21 protein-coding genes are annotated in these 21,269 nt (G+C 43.6%); 9 read left to right on the top strand and 12 right to left on the bottom strand.

What is annotated here, in order from left to right; all coding sequences use genetic code 11:
* The first annotated feature begins 39 nt into the window (after nucleotides 1-39).
* Together ACXACN_RS13600 and ACXACN_RS13595 are read left to right on the top strand one after the other, a co-directional pair.
* Entirely contained in the window at nucleotides 40-1,212 is a 1,173-nt protein-coding gene (locus tag ACXACN_RS13600) for an MFS transporter (protein ID WP_474965142.1), read from the top strand.
* 134 nt (nucleotides 1,213-1,346) lie between these two features.
* Complete coding sequence (locus ACXACN_RS13595; RefSeq protein ID WP_474965141.1) at nucleotides 1,347-2,639, top strand: alpha/beta hydrolase family protein; 1,293 nt, start codon at nucleotides 1,347-1,349, stop codon at nucleotides 2,637-2,639.
* Nucleotides 2,640-2,738: 99 nt separating this feature from the next.
* On the opposite strand, the gene ACXACN_RS13590 is transcribed toward ACXACN_RS13595, so the two are convergent.
* The 3 genes from ACXACN_RS13590 to ACXACN_RS13580 all read right to left on the bottom strand — a co-directional run bounded on the left by ACXACN_RS13590 (nucleotide 2,739) and on the right by ACXACN_RS13580 (nucleotide 5,476).
* Nucleotides 2,739-3,461, bottom strand: coding sequence for a Bax inhibitor-1/YccA family protein (locus ACXACN_RS13590; protein ID WP_474965139.1), 723 nt, complete (start codon nucleotides 3,459-3,461; stop codon nucleotides 2,739-2,741).
* Between the two features lie 61 nt (nucleotides 3,462-3,522).
* Nucleotides 3,523-4,143, bottom strand: coding sequence for a response regulator (locus ACXACN_RS13585; protein ID WP_474965138.1), 621 nt, complete (start codon nucleotides 4,141-4,143; stop codon nucleotides 3,523-3,525).
* Nucleotides 4,121-5,476 (bottom strand): sensor histidine kinase, encoded by a 1,356-nt coding sequence (locus ACXACN_RS13580; protein ID WP_474965136.1) that lies wholly within the window; start codon nucleotides 5,474-5,476, stop codon nucleotides 4,121-4,123. Before ACXACN_RS13580 ends, ACXACN_RS13585 begins: the two co-directional genes overlap by 23 nt.
* Before the next feature lie 181 nt (nucleotides 5,477-5,657).
* Here ACXACN_RS13580 and ACXACN_RS13575 point away from each other — a divergent pair, with 181 nt between their 5' ends.
* The 3 genes from ACXACN_RS13575 to ACXACN_RS13565 are packed head-to-tail and all read left to right on the top strand — an operon-like array spanning nucleotide 5,658 to nucleotide 8,394.
* A complete protein-coding gene (locus tag ACXACN_RS13575; protein ID WP_474965135.1) occupies nucleotides 5,658-6,263 on the top strand; it encodes an anthranilate synthase component II in 606 nt (201 codons plus the stop codon).
* Nucleotides 6,260-8,002 carry an aminodeoxychorismate synthase component I gene (gene pabB / locus ACXACN_RS13570; protein WP_474965133.1) on the top strand — a complete coding sequence of 581 codons (1,743 nt, stop codon included), beginning with the start codon at nucleotides 6,260-6,262 and terminating at the stop codon, nucleotides 8,000-8,002. The genes ACXACN_RS13575 and pabB overlap by 4 nt, the downstream gene beginning before the upstream one ends.
* 20 nt (nucleotides 8,003-8,022) lie before the next feature.
* Nucleotides 8,023-8,394, top strand: a complete 372-nt coding sequence (locus tag ACXACN_RS13565; protein ID WP_474965132.1) for a thiol-disulfide oxidoreductase DCC family protein — start codon at nucleotides 8,023-8,025, stop codon at nucleotides 8,392-8,394.
* A 596-nt stretch (nucleotides 8,395-8,990) separates the two neighbouring features.
* Here the strand turns inward: ACXACN_RS13565 and ACXACN_RS13560 are convergent.
* On the bottom strand, nucleotides 8,991-9,152 hold the full coding sequence (locus ACXACN_RS13560; RefSeq protein WP_474965130.1) for a hypothetical protein: 162 nt from the start codon (nucleotides 9,150-9,152) through the stop codon (nucleotides 8,991-8,993).
* Between the two features lie 111 nt (nucleotides 9,153-9,263).
* Between ACXACN_RS13560 and ACXACN_RS13555 the strand changes: the two genes are divergently transcribed.
* Entirely contained in the window at nucleotides 9,264-10,088 is an 825-nt protein-coding gene (locus ACXACN_RS13555; RefSeq protein WP_474965128.1) for an STAS domain-containing protein, read from the top strand.
* 74 nt (nucleotides 10,089-10,162) lie between these two features.
* Here the strand turns inward: ACXACN_RS13555 and ACXACN_RS13550 are convergent, their stop codons facing one another.
* The gene (locus tag ACXACN_RS13550; protein ID WP_474965126.1) at nucleotides 10,163-11,167 is read right to left on the bottom strand and encodes an NADP-dependent oxidoreductase; all 1,005 of its coding nucleotides are present in this window, start codon (nucleotides 11,165-11,167) and stop codon (nucleotides 10,163-10,165) included.
* Between the two features lie 101 nt (nucleotides 11,168-11,268).
* Between ACXACN_RS13550 and ACXACN_RS13545 the strand changes: the two genes are divergently transcribed.
* Complete coding sequence (locus ACXACN_RS13545) at nucleotides 11,269-12,006, top strand: GNAT family N-acetyltransferase (protein ID WP_474965125.1); 738 nt, start codon at nucleotides 11,269-11,271, stop codon at nucleotides 12,004-12,006.
* 70 nt (nucleotides 12,007-12,076) lie between these two features.
* Here the strand turns inward: ACXACN_RS13545 and ACXACN_RS13540 are convergent, their stop codons facing one another.
* Nucleotides 12,077-12,445 (bottom strand): DUF779 domain-containing protein, encoded by a 369-nt coding sequence (locus tag ACXACN_RS13540; protein WP_474965124.1) that lies wholly within the window; start codon nucleotides 12,443-12,445, stop codon nucleotides 12,077-12,079.
* A gap of 52 nt (nucleotides 12,446-12,497) precedes the next feature.
* On the bottom strand, nucleotides 12,498-14,018 hold the full coding sequence (gene adh / locus ACXACN_RS13535; protein ID WP_474965122.1) for an aldehyde dehydrogenase: 1,521 nt from the start codon (nucleotides 14,016-14,018) through the stop codon (nucleotides 12,498-12,500).
* Nucleotides 14,019-14,213: 195 nt separating this feature from the next.
* Here adh and ACXACN_RS13530 point away from each other — a divergent pair, with 195 nt between their 5' ends.
* On the top strand, nucleotides 14,214-15,089 hold the full coding sequence (locus ACXACN_RS13530; RefSeq protein ID WP_474965121.1) for a 5'-3' exonuclease: 876 nt from the start codon (nucleotides 14,214-14,216) through the stop codon (nucleotides 15,087-15,089).
* 34 nt (nucleotides 15,090-15,123) lie between these two features.
* Here the strand turns inward: ACXACN_RS13530 and ACXACN_RS13525 are convergent, their stop codons facing one another.
* The 4 genes from ACXACN_RS13525 to ACXACN_RS13510 form a co-directional block, all read right to left on the bottom strand.
* Entirely contained in the window at nucleotides 15,124-16,395 is a 1,272-nt protein-coding gene (locus ACXACN_RS13525) for a tetratricopeptide repeat protein (RefSeq protein ID WP_474965120.1), read from the bottom strand.
* Nucleotides 16,396-16,546: 151 nt separating this feature from the next.
* A complete protein-coding gene (locus ACXACN_RS13520; protein WP_474965118.1) occupies nucleotides 16,547-17,182 on the bottom strand; it encodes an SDR family oxidoreductase in 636 nt (211 codons plus the stop codon).
* Nucleotides 17,183-17,265: 83 nt separating this feature from the next.
* Nucleotides 17,266-18,204, bottom strand: a complete 939-nt coding sequence (locus tag ACXACN_RS13515) for a PD-(D/E)XK nuclease family protein (protein WP_474965117.1) — start codon at nucleotides 18,202-18,204, stop codon at nucleotides 17,266-17,268.
* Between the two features lie 44 nt (nucleotides 18,205-18,248).
* The gene (locus ACXACN_RS13510; protein ID WP_474965116.1) at nucleotides 18,249-18,560 is read right to left on the bottom strand and encodes an MGMT family protein; all 312 of its coding nucleotides are present in this window, start codon (nucleotides 18,558-18,560) and stop codon (nucleotides 18,249-18,251) included.
* 746 nt (nucleotides 18,561-19,306) lie between these two features.
* Here ACXACN_RS13510 and thiD point away from each other — a divergent pair.
* Entirely contained in the window at nucleotides 19,307-20,110 is an 804-nt protein-coding gene (thiD, locus tag ACXACN_RS13505) for a bifunctional hydroxymethylpyrimidine kinase/phosphomethylpyrimidine kinase (RefSeq protein ID WP_474965114.1), read from the top strand.
* Nucleotides 20,111-20,288: 178 nt separating this feature from the next.
* On the opposite strand, the gene trhO is transcribed toward thiD, so the two are convergent.
* Entirely contained in the window at nucleotides 20,289-21,230 is a 942-nt protein-coding gene (gene trhO / locus ACXACN_RS13500; protein ID WP_474965113.1) for an oxygen-dependent tRNA uridine(34) hydroxylase TrhO, read from the bottom strand.
* Nucleotides 21,231-21,269 lie beyond the last annotated feature (39 nt).

The following is a 21,269-nucleotide window of genomic DNA, read 5'->3' as shown; positions in this document are numbered from 1 at the left end:
AAACGTTCGAAATTCAAAAATTTTTCAGGAGGAACCCATATGACAAAGGGAAAAAGTATCCACGCTTTAATTATTCTTATGTTCACCCAATTTATTTCGGGTGGTGTAACCAATACAAAAGGAATTGTACTGGATCAAGTGGAAAAGGATCTGGGATTAGATATGAGCCAGTTCGGTCTAGTCGTCTTCATCTTCCAACTTGGATTTACGCTTGCCAGTGTCCTGATCGGTTACTACACCGATAAAAAGGGCTTGCGTACGATGACGATCATCGGATCGATTGTTATGGGACTCGGTTTTCTTGGTACAGGACTTGCTCCTAATATTATGTTTTTCTTAGGTTTTTATATGATCGTTGGCTTTGGTTTAGGTGCGCTTGGTGTTGCTTCCAACGCGATTATTCCCGCAGCCTACCCAAAAAAGCAAAATCAGATGTTCAACTTTGCAATGGGGGTCTACGGTTTAGGAATGGTGGTGTTTCCGCAATTTCTAAACTACATGTTCCAATTTGCATCGTGGCGTTATTTTTATGTGGGAATTGCGGTTAGTTTAGTAGCTGTGATCATCTATATTACGAGCGTAGCTTTTCCATCAGGTAAAGCAGAAAAAATCGATTTGAAAGCATTTATTCCGATGTTGAAAGACGCACAATTCGTATTTCTTATGATCTTTCTCGTCTTCCAAGTGTCTGCAGAAGTATCGTTCATGAATTTCTTCCCGACCTATTTGAAATCGCTGGATATGGGAGGCATGTCAACGGCTAATAAAGAGGATATGGTGGCAACCATTTTATCTGTCTTCTCGATCTTCTTCATGGCTGGTCGCCTCGGTGTCGCCTATCTGACCAACTGGATCAATGAACGGGTCATTCTGATCACGTTCTCTGCCGGTGCATTGTTGATGGTCGGTGCTAGTTTTCTAGTAGCTGAGAATTTCCCTTACTTGTTCGCTGGGGCAGGATTGTTCTTCTCCACATTGTTCCCGACCGCAACAGCGTTTGGTACTCAGCTATCTAAAACGGGTGGTTCTGCGCTTGGGCTGATCTATATTGCGGCAGGAATCGGCGGTGGTATTGCTGGTTATATCATCGGACTGGCTTCTGAAATATTCGGAATGGCCGGTGGTTTCAGTATCGTCATTATTTTCCTAGCACTCATGTTTATAACTACCCTATTCCTGAATAGTAAAAAGTCAAGTCAGACTCAAGCATAGATGCAGGCACTCCGTCACTTTTGGCGGAGTGTTTTCTGTGAGATGACATCAAAAAACAGATGACAGGGTTTCTTTTTCCCTTGTTATAAATTTCCTCCATCTCTTGTAAAATAGGGGATATGAGGGGGATGACGATGAAAAAACTAATTTTGATAGGTCTATTACTTTTAATAGTTACAGGTTGTAACGAAAAAAATGAGGAAGCTGAAGGAAAAGGGAAGAAAGAATTAGAAGGTCATTGGGAGGGGCAAATTGAAGTACCCAATCAACCATTGAACATCATGGTCGATTTCCAGTCTAGAGAAGAGTGGACAGGGACAATCACGATTCCCACTCAGAATGTTACGGATTTTTCATTAACGGAGATCGATATAAATGAAGGAAGGGTCTATTTTCAAATGCCTCTACCTGGGCAGTCTGTTCAGTTTGATGGAGAGATAGAAGGAGATCAATTGAGCGGGACGTTTACTCAGAACGGACAAAGTTTCCCATTTTCATTAAAGAAAGGAGAAAAAGTGGTGGAGGAAGAAGAGGGAGAGTTCTTATCCATTGAAACGTCCACAGGGCAATTATATGGAGAGGTATTGCTGCCTGAGAAAGAAGGCCCTCACCCTGTCGCATTAATTATCCCTGGCTCAGGGCCGACCGATCGGAATGGGAACTCTCGAGGCGCCGCAGGAAACAATGATAGTCTCAAACTTTTGGCTGAATCCTTAGCAGACAAAGGGATTGCTTCCTTAAGATATGATAAAAGAGGCGCAGGGGAAAATAGGGAAGCTGTCACAGATCAAGGTGACATGAGGTTTGAAGTATTTATTGATGATGCTAAACAGTGGCTGGAAACATTAGAAGGTGATGAACGTTTCACAAATATTGCTGTGATTGGTCACAGTCAAGGCTCACTTGTCGGTATGATGGCAGCAGGAGCTGAAACGACAGAAGCATTCGTATCTTTAGCAGGTGCCGGACAACCTATTGATCATGTGTTAGAAAAGCAACTTAGTGATAGTTTACCAGAAGACTTGTTCCGAGAAAGTCAAACGATTCTTGAGAAAATGCGGGAAGGGGAGACGGTACCTGATGTCAGTCAGTCCCTGCAAGGGGTGTTTGCCCCGGATATTCAATCCTTTCTACTTTCATGGATGGCTTACGACCCTTCGGAGCAATTAAGTGAACTTAATGTTCCGACATTAATTGTTAATGGAACGCATGATATTCAGGTGCCGGAATCAGAAGCCCAACTTTTGAAAAAGGCAGAACCTGAGGCGGAACTCATGCTTTTCGAAGGGATGAACCATGTGCTGAAGGAAGCCCCTGAGGATAGGGAGGGAAATTTAGCGACGTACACAAACCCTGACCTGCCCCTTGCAGATGGACTTGTCGATGGCATCATTGATTTCTTGAATCAGCATGGCTTTGACCAATAAGAATGGAATAGGATGATGGCATTCATGTTGAATACTAGGCTGTGAAAAAAGAAAAGAGAGTGACTTCCTGTGTCAGGAAGTCACTCTCTTTTTTAGTATTTAGCGTCTGAGTTTTTGAAGAAGGCGGAGTATTTCGATGTATAACCAGACGAGGGTCACGATTAACCCAAATGCTCCGTACCATTCCATGTACTTGGGTGCACCTCGGTTCACACCTTTCTCGATGAAGTCAAAATCAAGAACGAGGTTCAAGGCAGCAATGGCCACGATAAAGAGGCTGATCCCAATTCCTATAGGGCCACTGGAATGAAGGTAGGGAACAGTCATGCCGAAAAAGTTCAGGACAAAATTCACAAGATAGACGAGGAAAATGCCCAACGTGGCAGAAACCACCATCAAACGGAAATTTCTTGTGACTTTGATGACTCTTGTTGCATAAAGAATCAACAACGCTCCCATCACGGCAAGCGTTAAGCTGACGGCTTGAATGACAATACCGGAATAAGCCCCCTCGACGAAGGCGGAAATACCGCCGATAAAAAAGCCCTCAAGTGCTGCGTATATAGGGGCCGTAACGGGTGCAGCTTTTGGGAAGAAGGCGGTAATCAAAGCGAAAATAAGTCCTCCAATGGCACCGATGATCATCATGAGCGTCACATCGACTCCGAGTGAATACTGGTACCATGTGTAGGCTGCTGTTCCTAGCAAAAATAAGAACAGGAGGGATATTTTTGCCGTCGTCCCACCCAGGGTCATCGCCTTTCCTGATGCTGTCGATCGTTGAAATGTATCTTCTTTCAAGACGGGATTTCCCGATCTCATCGTACCACTCCTTCTTTATGAATCTTCTTCATGCTATACCCTTTCTGGTCATGTGAGACACTTAATGGGCATACCACTTGTAAAGCTTTTTCGGTCGTCCAATTTTCTGGTGGCTGACCACTTGTTTAACTTTGCCTTCCTCTAGTAAGTGCATGAGGTATCGGTAGACGGTTGGGTAGGCAAGGCCGATGTCTTTTGATATGACATCCACAGGATAGGCATCACGATTTTCCTGCAAGTAGTTCGAAATGGAGTGCAAGGTTCCTTTGCTGATTCCTTTGGCGGTAAAAACATCATCATTTTCTTCATGCTTGTTTTTCATATTCGCAATTTGCGCATGCAGCTTTATTCTTGAAATGAGATCAGGTGCTTTCACAGGCTTTAAGGCAAAATCGGTGGCGCCCTCTTCCAGGAAGCGGTCAGCAACTTCTTGTCTCTCATCTACTGTCAGTACAAGAAGGGGAACAACGGTATTATGTTTGCGGATTTCTCTTACCGTTTGGAGGCCATCCATTTCCGGCATATGATAATCGACAAGGATGACGTCATACGTTCCTTTTAAAAACAGATCGACACCTTCGCGTCCGTTTACCGCCGTGTCTGATTCCCACCCGGCATGTTTACAAAACTCTGTCAGCATGTAACGTAAGGATTCATCATTATCCATGATCAGTATTTTCATCTTGTACTCTCTCCTTCGGTAAATGGATCCAAAATGTCGTTCCGACTCCTTGTTCACTTTCAATAGACAGCTCTGCGCCGTGTTCATTGACGACATTTTTAACAAATGTCAGCCCTACACCAGGATGGGATTTAGTGCTGTATCCTGCGTTCCAAATTTTATTGATATTGGATTGGCTGATGCCATGGCCATTGTCTTTCACCCCGATCAAAATGCCTGATTGTTCTACTTTAGTAGCAATGGTTACTTTAGCATCTTTCTTTCCTTCAACAGCATCGCTGGCATTATCAATCAAGTTGACAAGCGCTCGTGTCATTCTGATTTTATTAATATAGATTTCAATATTTTCATCAGCGTCCAAATCGAACGCATAGATCGTTGCTGAGTCTGATAGTTTATTTGCTCGGACATATTCAATGAACGTTTTTAAAGTGCACCAATTTTTCTTCTCATGATACAGGATTTCAGAGACCATATCGCTGGTCGCTTGAATGGATGAAGATATTTTATTGGTGTACCGAAGGATTTCGTCATCCTTCGTTTTCATTTGGATCAGACTGTTCAGACCCTCCATCAGGGATAAGGGAGTTTTCAAGTCATGGACAAGATGTAATGCTTCTCTTCCAGAGCGTGACTCGACCATATCAAGCCGGGCGATATCCAGGTCCTGCCTCATTTTCGCCTTTTGTTCAGCAACGGTTAAGTATACAGCTAGGAAGGTGGCATTAATGATGAATACAGCAAAAAAGACGAGGCTGTAAAAACTCAATGTACTGCCGAAGCCTAACTCTGCAGCTATTCTTTTGACTTCCATAGAAATTTCCCCGCCACCGAATCCGAAGGCGCTTAGGAACAGGACCGTATCCAGCCATTGGAAGCCGAACAACAATTGAGCGAGAATAAAAGCTTTGAAAACAGGGCGTAATTGACCATTTCCTAAAAAATGAAGAACGGCGATCGATAATAAAAGGAAAATAGCCGGACCTCCGAAATGATAATGGATTGAATTGTACCCGTTAATCAAGGCGTAAACCAATGGGATGATGATCACAGGAGCTGCAACCTTCAGCCATGGTCGGTTCAACTTTACTCCAAGCTCATCTCCAAGCAAAAGAGCACCAATGTAATGGGGGAGGGCTCGTACTGTATTTAACATGACTAGTCCGAACGCAGCCATCATCAATGTCGCCCCGGATGGAGCGGCCTGAAGCCTTTCAATGACACCAGCAAGGCCGGACCTCTCCACACTAAGCCATAGAGGCATCGTTATGCCAATCAATATGAGAACGATTTTAATCCATATACTCTTCGACCTTAGCAGTTCTGATTTCAATGAAATTCACCCTAACGACGATATCTTTCTATATATTCTAATATATGAAACTGATTATTTCGATTCTTTTTTCCATTGAAGCGCTACCAAGTGATTTATTTTCCATCCATCTCTTCTATGGAAAACGTAGCAGAGGGTAGTATAATAGACATATATTCGAGGATGAAAGGTGTCCGCAACTATGATTATTATCATCGATAACTATGATTCATTCACATATAATTTAGCGCAATATTTTAAGCAGATGGATCCGGAAGTGATTGTGAAAAGAAACGACGAATGGGAAATCGAAGAGATACGTTCGCTAGAGCCCAGTCTTATTGTCCTTTCTCCGGGGCCGGGGAGGCCGGAAGAATCAGGCATATGCAAGGATGTTCTGCACCATTTTGGTGGGGTTTTTCCGATATTGGGCATATGTCTTGGCCACCAGCTGATGGTTGAACACTTTGGTGGGAATGTCGTCAATGGAAATCAACCCATGCACGGGAAAGTGACGGCGATCACGAATGACGGCCGCACCCTGTTTCACAGACTTCCGGGATCTTTCCGAGTCACCCGTTATCACTCTTTACAGGCAGATTTACATTCGTTGCCAGAAGAGCTTGAAGTGACAGCCCTTTCTGAAGATGGTGTCATTATGGGGGTCCGCCACCGCGATAAAAGGATGGAAGGAATCCAATTCCATCCTGAATCCATAATGACGGAATTCGGGTATGATTTGCTTCGAAACTTTTATGACCAGTCTATTCGCTACAATACAGCGAGAAGAGAGGAGGTAGGCGTATGACAACCTCACCTTTTCTACAGTTTGAATTTGCAAATAACAAGGGGGATTCTGATACTAAAGTGTTCCGACACCCGGTAGAGGTTCTCACTACTGAAGATATAAACAAAGTGAAAGCAGTCTTTGATCGAGTGGAACAAAGACTGGACGAGGGGTATTATGTCGCTGGTTATGTATCTTATGAAGCTGCTCCTGCTTTTGACCCAGCCTTACGCGTTCATTCTCACTCCGAATGGCCACTGGTGTGGTTTGGGGTATTTGATGGATTTGATACAGAGCTAGAACGTACGAGTTCTGACACGTTTCATGTATCCGACTGGGAGTTGCGTGGAGATTATGCTTCCTATCAAAAAGGAATAGAGGAAGTGAAAGCAGGGATTGAACGAGGCGATACGTATCAGGTGAATTTCACGACCCGAATGGAAGCCTTTTTTTCAGGGGACGATTACACTTTTTATAGAAAACTTGTAAGGAATCAGCAGTCCTCCTACAGTGCGTACCTGAATACGGGGGACCGGAGGATTCTTTCTGCTTCTCCGGAATTATTTTTTCGAGTTGATGGAAACACATTGAAAACAAAACCAATGAAAGGTACGGCAGCAAGAGGACGTTTTGACAAAGAGGATGAGTCCAAGCGCCGTTATCTTCAGACATCAGAAAAGGAACGTGCCGAAAATCTTATGATTGTCGACTTGTTAAGAAATGACCTGGGCAGAATCGCAGTACCCGGAAGCGTCCACGTCCCCAACCTTTTTGAAGTGGAAACCTATCCAACGGTTCACCAGATGACTTCAACTGTGGAAGGCCTTTTACCGGAGGATTACACCATGTACGAATTGTTTCAATCTTTGTTTCCGTGCGGGTCTATAACTGGAGCTCCAAAGGTAAGGACTATGGAATACATTCGAAGGTTAGAAGACTCCCCTCGTGAAGTGTATTGTGGTGCCATAGGTTATATGACACCAGAGAAAGACGCCATCTTCAATGTTCCCATTCGTACAGTCATGATTAATCAAAAACAGGAAAAAGCCGTTTTTGGTACAGGTGGGGGCGTGACTTGGGATTCAACTTCAAAAGGGGAGTTTGAAGAATTGAAGACGAAAGCGCGCCTTCTGACTGAAGATCGGCCCCAATTTCAACTTTTGGAGACGATGAAATTGGAGGATGGCACGATCGATTTGCTCGAAGATCACCTCGACCGCGTCATAGCAACAGCTTCGTATTTTAATTATCCAATTAGTAGAAGTGATTTAGAAGAGAAATGCGCTCAATTATCAGACGCCTATCAAGAAGGTCTCTATAAAACCCGCATGCTTGTTGATGAAGAAGGGAAGACGAATATAGAAGTCCATAATTTACAGCCGCACGCATCTCGTGTGACCGGCATCTTATCTGAATATCCTGTAAACGAAGAGGATCCTTTTCTGTTTCATAAAACCACTCATCGGGATGTCTACCTTCGTCATCAATCAAAAAAAGCAGAAGCCACGTTGCTGTGGAATCGGAGAGGGGAATTAACAGAGTTCACGATCGCTAACCTGGTTGTGAGAGTCGAGGGACAGTATTATACTCCTCCTGTGGATAGTGGGTTACTAGCGGGGACGTATAGGAAAGAGTTATTAAGATGTGGAAAACTGAAAGAAAAGGTCCTCTACAAAAAAGATATCCACACGTTCGATGAAGTATGGATGATTAACGCTGTTAGAGGCTGGGTAAGGGTTGAATTAGAGAACGCTCAATAATTTAAAGGAGTGTTTGTTGGATGAAGAAACATATTGTTTTTTATGATGCACAATGTCCCTTTTGTTTTTATGTAAAGAAAACGTTCCGCACGTTTGACTGGTTCCATCAAATTAAGTGGGTAGCGGTGCAGGAGACAGCAGGAACGGGGAAATATCCTTACTTGGAAGGGCGCAATACGCTGGATGAGATTCATATGCTGACAAAAGAAGGAGAGGTGAAGCAAGGGTTCGAAACCATTCGTAAACTGTTGCTTTCCTTGCCGTTATTCGCTGTGATAGGTATTCTTCTTTCCTTCCCAGGAGTCGACCGGGTTGGTTCCCCCTTATACCGCTGGTTTTCTGATCACAGACACCAATGGTTCGGCCGTTACGACCTCCCCCGCTACGCCTAAAAAACTCTCTTCAGCAAGGGATTTATTACAGTATATGGCAGGATTGTGGAAGACTTAGTTTAGAGATGTTTCGGGGTTCGTTGCTGAGTTGAGCGTCAGGGGTGGTTGGGAAGCAACTCGCTTTCCTGCGGGGATGGCGGCAAGCCTCCTCGGACTTCGTCCTGTGGGGTCTCGCCAGCCAATCCATTCCCGCGGGAGTCTCGCAGCTTCCCAACCACCCCATTCGATTATGTGAGAAACGAACCCCTGTACCAAGAAGGAGTAACTTCCACTATCACAAGCTATAGTAAGAAAGCGTTCAATACCAAGCGGTCATGAGCTCTTTCTAAACGATGGAGGCTTTGTGTTACAACTCACAATCCGTATAGAACGCACCTATTAATGGAAGTAGTTTCGAGATCCTCCTATGTTCAAGGGGCGGAGGGGAATGGCGAGACTCCTGCGGGAAAAAAGTGCAGGGTGAGACCCCGCAGGACGCAGTCCGAGGAGGCTCACCGCGCTCCTGCGGAAAGCGAGCTATTCCCCGCAGCCCCCATCCACTCAACAAACGTCTCGAAACTGAGTCTTCCATAAAAGGGAGCTATTCTGAAAGAGGGTTATTTGCGTTTTTTTCTTAACATGCTGAATGAACCAAGGATGATGACGATGATGGCGAAGGTGAGTGATGTCCACTGGCCATTCGCGACGCCTTGGTAAAGACCGTGCGAGAGAAACAATAAACATAAAATGAGAAACAAGACCAACGATACTTTATTCATAGTGTCCTCCTAAGCGTAAACTGCCTTTATCATACCGGACGACGTTCGTTTTATCTAGTGTTCTGTGTTACATTATTATTGGATAATAATTTGAGTTGAGGGGTTTCCAAGATGAGAGATGAAATTACATATATCGGTGAAAAAATCGAGAAACACTCGGACCAGCTTGCAAATCGAGTGCGAGAATTGAAAACAGAAGAATTCGGGGCTGGCACCATCCGGACAGCGAATTGGGAAGAGCTCTTTTCTTATATTGGACAAGTGGTAATCGGGGAAGATACGACCTCCATGCATCACATTGAAATGTGGGCAGACCGTGAAGGAGAGCAGAAAGTAGAGGCGGAAGTCGAGCTGGATCAATCCCTTCGAACGATGAACTTTGTTCGGCGAGCGATCTGGGGCATCTTTTCTGAAGAACTATCCAACGATGAATTTTCTTCCCCTACCGTAGTTCATATCTGCAAAACTATTAATGAAGTATTAGATGAAATTACGAAACACTTTAGTCAAACGTACTCCAAAAACATACGCCTAGAATGGGAAAGAAAAGAAAAGCGAATGGCGGAGCTATCGGTTCCGGTTGTACCGATTACAAAGGGTGTAGCCGTTTTGCCGTTGATTGGAGAAGTAGATACCAACCGAGCCCACTTAATCATGGAGACTTCCTTAAATAAAAGCTCGGAGTTTGAATTGGATTACATTTTCATTGATGTTTCTGGAGTTCCAGTGATTGATACGATGATTGCTCACTACATATATCAGGTCATTCAAGCTCTTGAACTTGTTGGTGTACATGCGACTTTAACAGGGTTGAGACCAGAAACAGCGAAATCTCTCGTAGATATGGGTGTAGACTTTACTCAAATCCATACGAAGGCAGGCTTGCATCAGGCTTTAGAAGAAATCGGCATTTATATTCATCATGGTGACTCTTAATTCGATCAATTGAGAAAAGGGACGGAGAAATTACATTTCTCCGTTCCTTTTCGCTTGGTTTTTTATCCGTCTTGTTATTTCGTTGGTTCAGCCACTTTGACAAGCTGTTTGCCAAGGTTGGCTCCTTCGAATAAACCGAAAAATGCATCAGGGATGTTTTCGAAGCCTTCTGTGATGGTTTCTTCGTATTTCAATTGGCCTTCCTGAAGCCATTGAGCCAGGTGAGAAAATCCTTCTTGGAATCGATCCTGATAATCTCCAACGGTAAATCCTTTCATGAGTGCACTCGATTTGATCAAATGCATTTGCATCCGTGGTCCTTGATCATTTGGCACATTGTAAGAGGCGATCGCTCCGCACTGGGCGATGCGTGCGAATTTATTCAACAATGGATAGACTGCATCTGAAATATCGCCTCCGACATTATCAAAATAGATGTCTATTCCATTCGGACAAGCTTCTTCAAGACGCTCTGGTACATTCTCTGTTTTGTAGTTGATGACTTCATCAACACCAAGTTCGTCTTTTAAGTACGTTAATTTTTCGTCTGAACCGGCGATACCGACTACATGGCAGCCTGATATTTTACCGATTTGGACAACGGCGGAACCAACGGCTCCAGCGGCTCCTGAAACCACTAGTGTTTCGCCTTCTTGGGGCTGTCCGATATCCATCAGTCCGAAATATGCTGTAAGTCCTGGCATGCCAAGGATCCCTAAGGATGTCGTAACAGGACCAAGACTTGGATCAACTTTCCTGAGGGTATCTGCTGAAGCTGCTGCATACTCTTTCCATGGCAGCATCCCTGTGACGATGTCACCTTCTTGTAAGGCATCTGCTTTCGATTCCACAACTTCTCCCACAACGCCACCTTCCATGGGTTCGTTCAATTGGAAAGGAGCAATATAGGATTTAGCTGCGCTCATGCGGCCCCTCATGTAAGGGTCAACGGAGACATAAAGCAATTTGACGAGGACTTCCCCTTGAGATGGAACAGGGCGCTCCGTTTCTGCTAGTTTAATATGTTCGTGTGTGGGAGCGGCTTCTGGACGTTTGACTAATTGGATTTCTTTGTTCATTTTTATCACTCTCCTTGCTTGTATCATAACGGGTTCCTTCCCCCATTGGGAAATGATTTGTTTAAAGATGTAAGGTACGATAAACGAAAGGGGGCAAAGCTATGAAAGATCGACTTTATGAAAAAGTAAAATTCGTTGAGGGAGAAAATTTTGTTACGGTTGAAGAGACGCGAGCCCTCACTGATGAAGAGCTGAAATCATTGTCTCATGAGTTTGTAAGAGATCCAAAGTATGATGGCATGAGTCATCGGACGCTCCTTGTTTCTTCAACCTTTCAAAATGAGACGACCGATTACATAAAAGGTCTTGGTTTTAAGCATCATGATGACGTTTATTTTGTCCGTTGTGACTTAACTGAAGGAAGAAGGAGAGAGGGAGGAACACCATTTCTTGAATTAAGATCCCTCAGGCATGAGGCCGAGGCCGTTTTTAAAGAGACATGGCGTCAATCGATGAAGGGATCGCTGAACGCTCCCCAGTCCTTGAACATGGATGAGCAAATGAAAAGTGTCAAAAAAGAATTGGGACCAGGATATATCGATACCTGCTTGACCGCTTATGAAAATGGAATCCCTATAGGCGTGATCATGCCACATATTGAACCAGGGACAACGGCGGAGGGAAGGATCTTTTACTTTGGATTGATACCAGGAGAACGAGGAAAGAACAAAAGTACGACTCTATACAAAGAGGGGTTAGACTTACTCAGAAAACATTTCAAAGCGTCCTATAGCGTTGGTGCCACAAGCATCTATAACAAACCGATGTTGAGAGTTTTTGAGAAATGCGGTTGTACCGTGACAGAAAGGGTGGGTGTTTACAAATATTCAAAGGAATGACTTTCCCATAGAGAATATAATGTTTGATCAAGGAATAAGAAAACGCCCAGGAATCCTGGGCGTTTTTCGTTTATGATTCTATGTTTTCCTTCAGTTCTTTGTACTCCTCATCGGTAAATGCACGCGAGCGAGTGAGGAACCTTTTTCCTTCGACACCTTCAAGTGAAAACATCCCACCGCGGCCATCCACGACATCAATGATCAGCTGGGTATGCTTCCAGTAGTCGTACTGCTTTTTATTGATGTAAAAAGGAGTATCCCCGATTCTCCCAAGTAAAACATCTTGACTGCCGATGAGAAGGTCGCCTTCTTCATAGCACATCGGTGAACTGCCATCACAGCATCCACCGGATTGGTGGAAAAGAAGGGAGCCGTGTTTTTCCTTCAGCATTTCAATCAATTCAAGAGCGGCGTCCGTTGCTCTTACACGTTCAACCATCTTTTCAGCTCCTTTCGTTGTGCCGAAAATACAGAGGATTTACGCGCCTATTTTAAAAGAATCCAAGCTTCTGCGGGCTGTAACTAACAAGCATGTTTTTGGTTTGTTGATAATGACTGAGCATCATCTTATGATTTTCTCGACCTACACCGGACATTTTATATCCGCCGAAGGCTGCATGAGCAGGGTAAGCGTGGTAGCAGTTGGTCCAAACACGTCCGGCTTCGATTCCGCGGCCGAATCGGTAGGCTGTATTCATATCACGAGTCCATACCCCAGCACCCAATCCATAAAGGGTGTCATTGGCGAGCTTCATCGCTTCTTCTTTGTCTTTGAATGTGGTGACAGATAAGACAGGACCGAAGATTTCTTCCTGGAAAATTCTCATGCTGTTGTCGCCTTTAAATACCGTCGGTTGCACGTAGTATCCTTCTTTCAAGTCCCCTTCCAATTGATTACGGGCTCCTCCAGTCAGGCATTCTGCACCCTCATCTTTCCCGATTTCCAAGTAAGACAGGATTTTCTCCAATTGCTCGGAGGAAGCTTGAGCACCCATCATTACTTCAGGATCAAGCGGATTCCCTGTCTTGATTTCCTTCACTCGTTTGATGGCACGATCCATGAATTCATCATAGATGGATTCTTGAATGAGGGCACGTGAAGGACATGTACAGACTTCACCCTGATTCAAAGCAAACATGACCATTCCTTCAATTGTTTTATCTAAGAAATCGTCATCTTCACGCATGACATCTTCAAAAATGATGTTTGGTGATTTTCCACCAAGTTCAAGAGTAACAGGAATGATATTTTGAGAAGCGTATTGCATAATCATTCGTCCAGTGGTTGTTTCGCCAGTAAAAGCGATTTTACTGATGCGAGGGCTTTGGGCTAAAGGTTTACCAGCTTCTAAGCCGAAACCGTTAACGACGTTTAATACCCCAGCAGGCAACAAGTCTTCAATTAATTCCAGCAGATACATGATAGATGCTGGTGTCTGTTCCGCGGGTTTCAAGACAATCGCGTTCCCAGCAGCGAGAGCGGGGGCAATCTTCCATGTCGCCATGAGTAGTGGGAAGTTCCATGGAATAATTTGACCGACGACTCCTAGTGGCTCGTTGAAATGATAAGCGACCGTATCATGATCAATTTCCCCGATGGAACCTTCTTGAGATCGGATGACAGAAGCGAAATAACGAAAATGGTCGACCGCCAGCGGGAGGTCAGCATTCAGAGTCTCGCGGACTGCTTTCCCGTTCTCCCATGTTTCTGCAATGGCCAAACTCTCAAGGTTTTCCTCCATACGGTCTGCGATGCGGTTCAGAATCAATGAACGTTCTGTAACGGAGGTTTTCCCCCAAGCGTCTTTTGCCTTGTGTGCGGCATCAAGGGCGAGCTCGATATCTTCCTCTGTTGAACGTGCAACCTGACAAAACGTTTGTCCCGTGACAGGGGTGACATTATCGAAATATTGTTTTTTTACAGGTGCGGTCCATTCTCCGCCAATAAAGTTGTCATAGCGTTCCTTGAATTGAACTTTAGATCCTTCCGTGTTTGGAAAAGCATATACCATAAAAAATCCTCCTAGTCATTTGCTTTTGCAACCGCTTACAAAATGATTTATGTAAGTAGGCTCGCTTACTTTTTAAAGTATCACTTGTACAGAATATTGTCAATTTACAGACAAATATGTGAAAATTTCTAGTACGAACAAAAGAGAAAGATTGTTATAATGAAACTATTCATAGGTCAAAGGAGTTATTAGAATATGACAACAACCAATCGAGTGATGCTCGTGGATGGCATGGCGCTGCTTTTTCGTGCGTTTTATGCTACAGCGATGAGCAATTATTATATGATCAACAGTAAAGGAATCCCGACGAACGGAGTCTACGGCATGATGAAACACATGTTTATGGCAATAGAAACCTATCAGCCTACGCATGTGATTTGCTGTTGGGATATGGGAAGTAAGACGTTCCGGAATGAACTCTTTCCCGATTACAAAGCAAACAGGGGAGCGCCTCCAGAAGAGTTGATCCCACAATTTGACTTAGCAAAAGAAGTTGTAGAAGCCCTGGATATTCCTAATGTGGGCCAAGTCGGATATGAAGCAGATGATTGCATGGGGACGCTGAGTCGAGCGTACAGTGAACATTCCCAAGTCTTCTTATTGACAGGGGATCAGGACCTTCTTCAATTGTTGCAGCCGAACGTAAATGTCGTGTTATTGAAGAAAGGGTACGGCAATTATGCTGAATATCAGGAGGAATCCTTCACCGAGGAAAAAGGTATTACACCGCAGCAGATGATCGATTTGAAAGCCCTCATGGGAGATTCCAGTGATAACTATCCTGGTGTCAAAGGAATTGGAGAGAAGACCGCTTTGAAGCTTCTTCTTAAATACGGATCCATTGAAGGGATCCTAGAGAATATCGAAGAACTGACAAAAGGGCAGCGTACTAAAATTGAAGACAACCTGGATATGCTGCATCTCTCCAGGAAGCTTGCGGCCATCCATTGTGAAGCGGATGTGGATTGTTCCTTAGAAGAGGCTCTGTTTTATATTAATGACGAAAAGATGAGCGCAAAATTTGATGAGCTGGAATTTAAGAACTGGGAAAAAAATATCGTGCGCATGTAAAAAAGGTCGGAGGTGTGAACCCTCCGACCTTTTTTTATAGTAGATCTTTCTTTTGTGTTTTTCGATAGTTATTCACTTCTTTAAAGTAAATGGCTGCTTTTTTATACATCCGCTTATCATAATAAAGGTTCCCAAGCATTTCGCAATAGTTCTTGTAATCTCCATATTGATTGTTTTCCCTTGAGTAAGGGATGATCTCATTTTCAAGCTTGCTTAAAAAGAAGTTTTCGCGGGTTTTTTCAAGAATTGTGTTTTTGAGGATGAAAAATTTATATATATAAGTTTGATTTTCGTATTCTTCAGCCTTTTTTTCACCTATTTCGATATATTCCCAAGCCCTCTCTGTATTTCCTGCGTAATAGTGAGTAGAAGCAAGGAGGCGAGCAGTATTTACATAGTAGTACCCATCATTATTTTCAAGAGCAATCTTATGTGCTCTCTCCAGCAGGTCCAGTGCTTCTTCATACCTCTCTTGGTTAGCATAAACATATCCCAAGTTATGATAGACTCTTATCTCATCAATAGAAGTTAAGTGGTATTTAGAGATTTTTTTCAACTTCAAGAAATATTCCTCAGCTATTTGATAAATTTCCAATGCTCTATAATTCAGTGCAATGGTCATGTAAGTGTCTACAATACGACTATAATCGAAGTCCTTAATATATCCCTCTAGCGCTGTATGGGCATAATAGTTGGACTCTACAGCAGCTCTTGACTGTGAATAAGTAAGGGCCAAGTGAAAATAGGTTTCACTGTCGGTGAATGGAAGTTTATTCAAAAGCTCCTCTGTTTTGTGGAAATGATGAAGGGCATTTTTTAGTTGGTGGTTTTTCAACAGATAATGAATTCCTACCGTTTTGTGATAGAAAAATTTATATTCATCGGTCGTATAGGGGTATAAATCATCAATCTCTTTTAAATCTTCATCCGATAGAGGTCCTTCATTCAATTTCATCGTGTGGCGAGCTTTTACAATGGTATATAAATGATTGAGCTCTGTGTTTTGATTTGTGATTAAGGCATCTTTACATTTCTTAAAGTATTCATCCATCAATGGAAGGTCTCGACGTTGAATGACTTCATGCCATTCCAGAAGTTGTTGGTGAATGGTTTCATCAAATTCTTGGTTAATGCCAGTCAGCTTGATCTTTAACCGTTCTCCTAACAGACGATAAATTTCATCACTGGCGTTAATGGTATCGTGTTCAATTTTACTCAAATAGGATACCGAGCAAATTCCTGATGCAAGTTCTTCTAATGTCATATTCTTAAATTTACGGTGTTGTTTAATTAACGAACCTTTCATATTCACTACTCCTTTAAAGCGCCAATTACTTACATTATAGCAAAATACCTTGCTGTTCAATGTATATGCTTTCCATTTTAGGGTTTTATAGGAAAGTGGGGAGGAGAATATGTAAAAAGCTCAATCACATTAAAGTGATTGAGCAGTTTTATCATGATAGTGTTTGTAAGGCTTCTTCAATTTGAGTATCTCCTGAGATCATTTCGAATGTTTTATGATAAGCGTTTGGTTCGTGGAGGGCAGCAATCATGGTCTTAGCCACGTCTGCGCGGGGGATTGTCCCTTGATCAACGGTTTCGCCGACCTGAATTTTGCTTGTGCCGTTGTCGTTTGTCAAACCACCAGGGCGTACGATGGTGTAATCAAGCTCCGTTGACTTCAAGAAGTCATCCGCTGCCCCTTTCATTTCTAAATAATGCTTCAATTCTTCAGGGCCTCGCTCTGGATTTCCAGCACCCATGCTGCTCAACATAATGAATTTCTTTATGCCAAGATTTTCAGTTGCTTTTGCAAGATTGATCGCTCCATCACGGTCAACGGCCTCTGTTTGCTCAGCACCTGTGCTTGAACCTGACCCAGCAGCGAAGATGACAGCGTCCATGCCTTTGACCGCATATCCGACATCTTTGGTAAGATCTGCAAGGACGGGAGTACCGCCTAACTTCTCAACCGTTGCTTTCTGTTCTTCTTTACGAATCATACCGTACGGCTCATGGCCGTCATTTTTCAGATTTTGAATAAGTAGTCGTCCTGTATGTCCATTTGCTCCTGCTACAAGTACTTTCATCTATAATCACGACTCCTTCGGGAAATAAGATTACAATACTTGTTTAGCCCGTATCCGTATCTAATAAACATACGGACATGCGGTCAAGAAGGAAAGCAAAGCTCCTGATAGTTACAACGAGCGCAAACCCTCGGGTCCTCCTGCATTGGAAATTGATCGACAGGGAGAGGTTGATTTTTCGCTTCATCTTCCAAGTAGAGCTTCATTTGCTCCATACTGATCTGGTACAAGTGTTGGACATTTATGAGGTCCTGCTCTGTTAAATGATGTTCGACATGCGTACCATCAACCAAATATTCGTTGCGTACGATGATGTCATCAAGCGATTCAATTCCATGTTTGTGTTGCAGGTAAAGAGCATAAAGGGCAAGTTGATTCCGATCCTCCTCGGAGGATTTTCCTGTCTTCCAATCCACAATCAGCCACTTGTCATTGTCGAGATCTTTATATACAAGGTCCATGACAATATATACTTTCGCTTCATCCGTTTTAAGGTAACGGAAGGTTTCAGATTCCATGAACTTCATTTGTTCTTTGTTACGTACATCTGTGAATGTTTTGCTGGAGTAAAAATTGGCCACCGTTTTTTGGAGACGGTCCGTGATTTTACGCACCTTGGCTTCAGGGAGAGTGTCTGTTTGGCTGTAGTAGATTTCATGAAGCATTGTATAATGCTTCGGTCTGTTCATCCATAAATGCTCTTTCTTTGTTGATTCAACAAACCCGCGATTCAAGTGATGACGGACTTCATCAGTGAATTCTTGTTCAGTCATAACCGTTTGATTCTTCAATACGCGTTGAATGGTCTGATAAATTAAATCATGGACAACACTTCCGAAGTGCATTTCCAAATTGGTCATTTTCTTTAATCGATATGCCTGCTTGGCTAATGTATCGGCAGCACGTAACCATCCATTATGAGAAACATAATAATCATACGCATATTTCCTTGAACAAGTTAACATCGTTTTATGTCTAGACAAGGACCAAGATAATTCGGGGTAGGGTTTCACTTCAAACATAAATAACATCCTTCGTTCGTTTCATAGATTTATTGTTTCTATCTCTATTCTTCAAAACAGAGGGGATCATCGTGTTGGTATTCTCTCATTGATATTTTATCATGGATGACAACGACCCCATCCATTTCCAAGAGGTGGCTCTGTCTGGCGGAGTCTTTAATGGCAATCTCGCCTTTTGCATTGACTACACGATGCCAGGGGAGATTATGTTTATCACTCATGCTATGAAGCGCACGTGCCACTTGTCTCGCTGCTCTGGGATTTCCAGCACAGGCAGCTATTTGTCCGTATGACATCACGCGCCCTTTTGGAATGCTACGGATGATTTGAATGATGCGTTGTGTAAATGGCTGCATAAGCCAGCCTCCTTACTATATATTTTAATCTAAATAATCCCCACGTTAACTTCACAAAAGCTCCCTTTTCTTGAAGATTCAGTTTCGAGACTTTTGTTGAGTGGATGGGGGCTGCGTGGAATGACTCGCTTTCCGCGGGAGCGCGGTGAGCCTCCTCGGACTGCGTCCTGTGGGGTCTCACCCTGCACTTTTTTCCCGCAGGAGTCTCCCCATTCCCCTCCGCCCCTTTGTCATATAAGTATCTCGAAACTACTTCCATAATTAGGCGCTTTATACGTATTAGGAGCAATAACACAAAACCTCCATCGTATGGATAGAGCTCATAACTGCTTGTTATAGAGCGCTTTCTTACAATAGGTAGTGATGGTGGAAGATGCTCCTTCCTGGTGGAGGGGTTCGTTTCTCCTTACTATAAAAGGGGTGGTTGGGAAGCTGCGAGACTCCCGTGGGAGAAAGGAGATCGGCGAGATCCCGCAGGGCGGTAGCCCGAGGAAGCTCGCCACTCCCCCACAGGAAAGCGAGTAGCTTCCCAGCCACCCCTGACGCCTCACATAGCAAACGAACCCCGGAAAGCCTCGAAACTGAGTCTTCAACAATCCTGCCATATACTTTAATAAGTTCCATGTTAATAATCAACAGCTATTTAAACAAAGCGTAAATTTTAAAGGATGACTAGGCTGTGTGTATAGAACCTTGCTTTTATTACTGATACAATTTCTATAGATGAAAGAGAGGAGATAAGTAGGATGAGTATACCAAAAGTTTTAACTATCGCCGGTTCTGCTGCACAGGGAAGTGCCGGCATTCAAGCGGATCTTAAAACATTTCAAGAGTTCAACGTATATGGAATGAGTGCTGTAACAGCGATCGTAGCGAACAACCAGCAAACAGAGCAAGGCATATTCACGCAGCCCATTGATGCCATACAAGCCCAAATCCACGCCTCCCTTGAGCATGTAGGAGTTGATGCCCTTAAAACCGGGATGCTGTTTACAGAGGATATCATTAAAGCAGTAACCAGTCTTATTCAGGAGTCTGGCATTTCAAAAGTCGTTGTGGATCCAGTGATGATTGGAAAGATGGGGTCCCAATTATTGAAAGATGAAGCGATTGAAACCCTTACCAAAGAGCTGGTTCCTCTTGCGAAAGTTGTGACTCCCAACTTACATGAAGCAGCAAGAATGCTTCAATGTGAAGTACCAACAACCCCTGAGGATATGAAGGTCGTTGCCAGAGATCTGTATCATCTTGGTGCAGAGTATGTCCTTGTAAAAGGGGGCAGCTTGAAGGATTATCCTGCCGTGGATATGCTTTATGACGGATCAAGTATCACCGAACTTGAAACTGAACGAGTAGAAACCATTCATACAAGCGGGGCAGGGTGTACGTATTCAGCTGCCATCACAGCAGAACTTGCCAATGGATGTTCTGTGGAAGAAGCAGTCAGGCGGGCGAAGTCGTTCGTAACCAGTGCGATCCGCCACGCCTTATCCTTCGATCGTGGCATAGGCTCCACCTACCACGCCGCCCATAGAATGGTGAATGATTGAAAGAAACACGCGGGGATATTGAATCCTTGATTTTAAGATGTTCGATGTAGGGTAGAAGGGTTGGGAAAGTGAGCCTTTTCCCGACCACCATCTTTCACGGGTGTGTCTGGGAGTCTATACAAACGTAGCAGAAGCAATTAAAAATCCCTCTTCCACTGAAGGGAAAGAGGGATCGATGTTAACCGTTGACGCGGTCGTATTTATCAATTTGTTTCTTGCGGACGACATCCCAGCGGTTCTCGGGATGTTCTTTACATTCTGCTGTACATGCGGCATGTTGCTTTTCTTCACATTCTTCACAACATACATATTGACGGTTACATACCGGGTTGCTGCAGTTGATCATACGATCTTCTGCTTTCCCGCAATGTTCGCACTCTGCAATAACCTTTTCTTCCACTTGGTTGATTGGGACAGAAATGCGCTCGTCGAATACATACATTTTTCCATCGAAAAGCTCGCCTTTGACTTCTGGGTCTTTGCCGTAAGTGGTAATGCCACCCTCAAGCTGATAGACATCTTCGACGCCGTTCTTCTTAAGAATACCTGTCAGCTTTTCACAACGGATGCCTCCTGTGCAGTAGGTAAGGACCTTTTTATCCTTCCATTGATCTGCGTTTTCAGCAACCCATTCAGGGAACTCACGGGAGTGGTTAACATCCGGCTGAATCGCATTGCGGAAATGCCCGATGCGGTATTCATATTCATTACGACCGTCAATGATGATCGTATCTTCATCTTTCAGCAGTTCATTAAATTCTTTTGGTTTCAAATGTTTACCACCGAACGTCTTCGGATCAATATCATCCTCTTCAATACTCCAGTTGACCAGCTCAGGCTTCACGCGGCAATGCATCTTCTTAAATGCGTGTCCTTCATGCTCATCAATTTTGAAATGGATATCGGCAAAACGCTCATCAGAGCGTACAAAGTCCATATATTCTTCCACTTGTTCAACGGTACCTGAAACTGTCCCGTTAATTCCCTCGTGAGAAACGATGATCCGTCCCTTCAAGCCAAGGTCTTTACAGAATTTCAGGTGGTTTTGGCAATATTCTTCATAGTCAGGAAGGTCGACATACTTATAATACAGCAGAACTCGGTAATCTTTTGAGCTCATAAGTGATTCCTCCTATATTTATATCTATACAGTAGTAAA

The organism is Halobacillus sp. AWM4_238, from assembly GCF_056158265.1.
The sequence above is the reverse complement of the archived record's forward strand: the minus strand, read 5'-3'. Positions and strand labels throughout refer to the sequence as shown.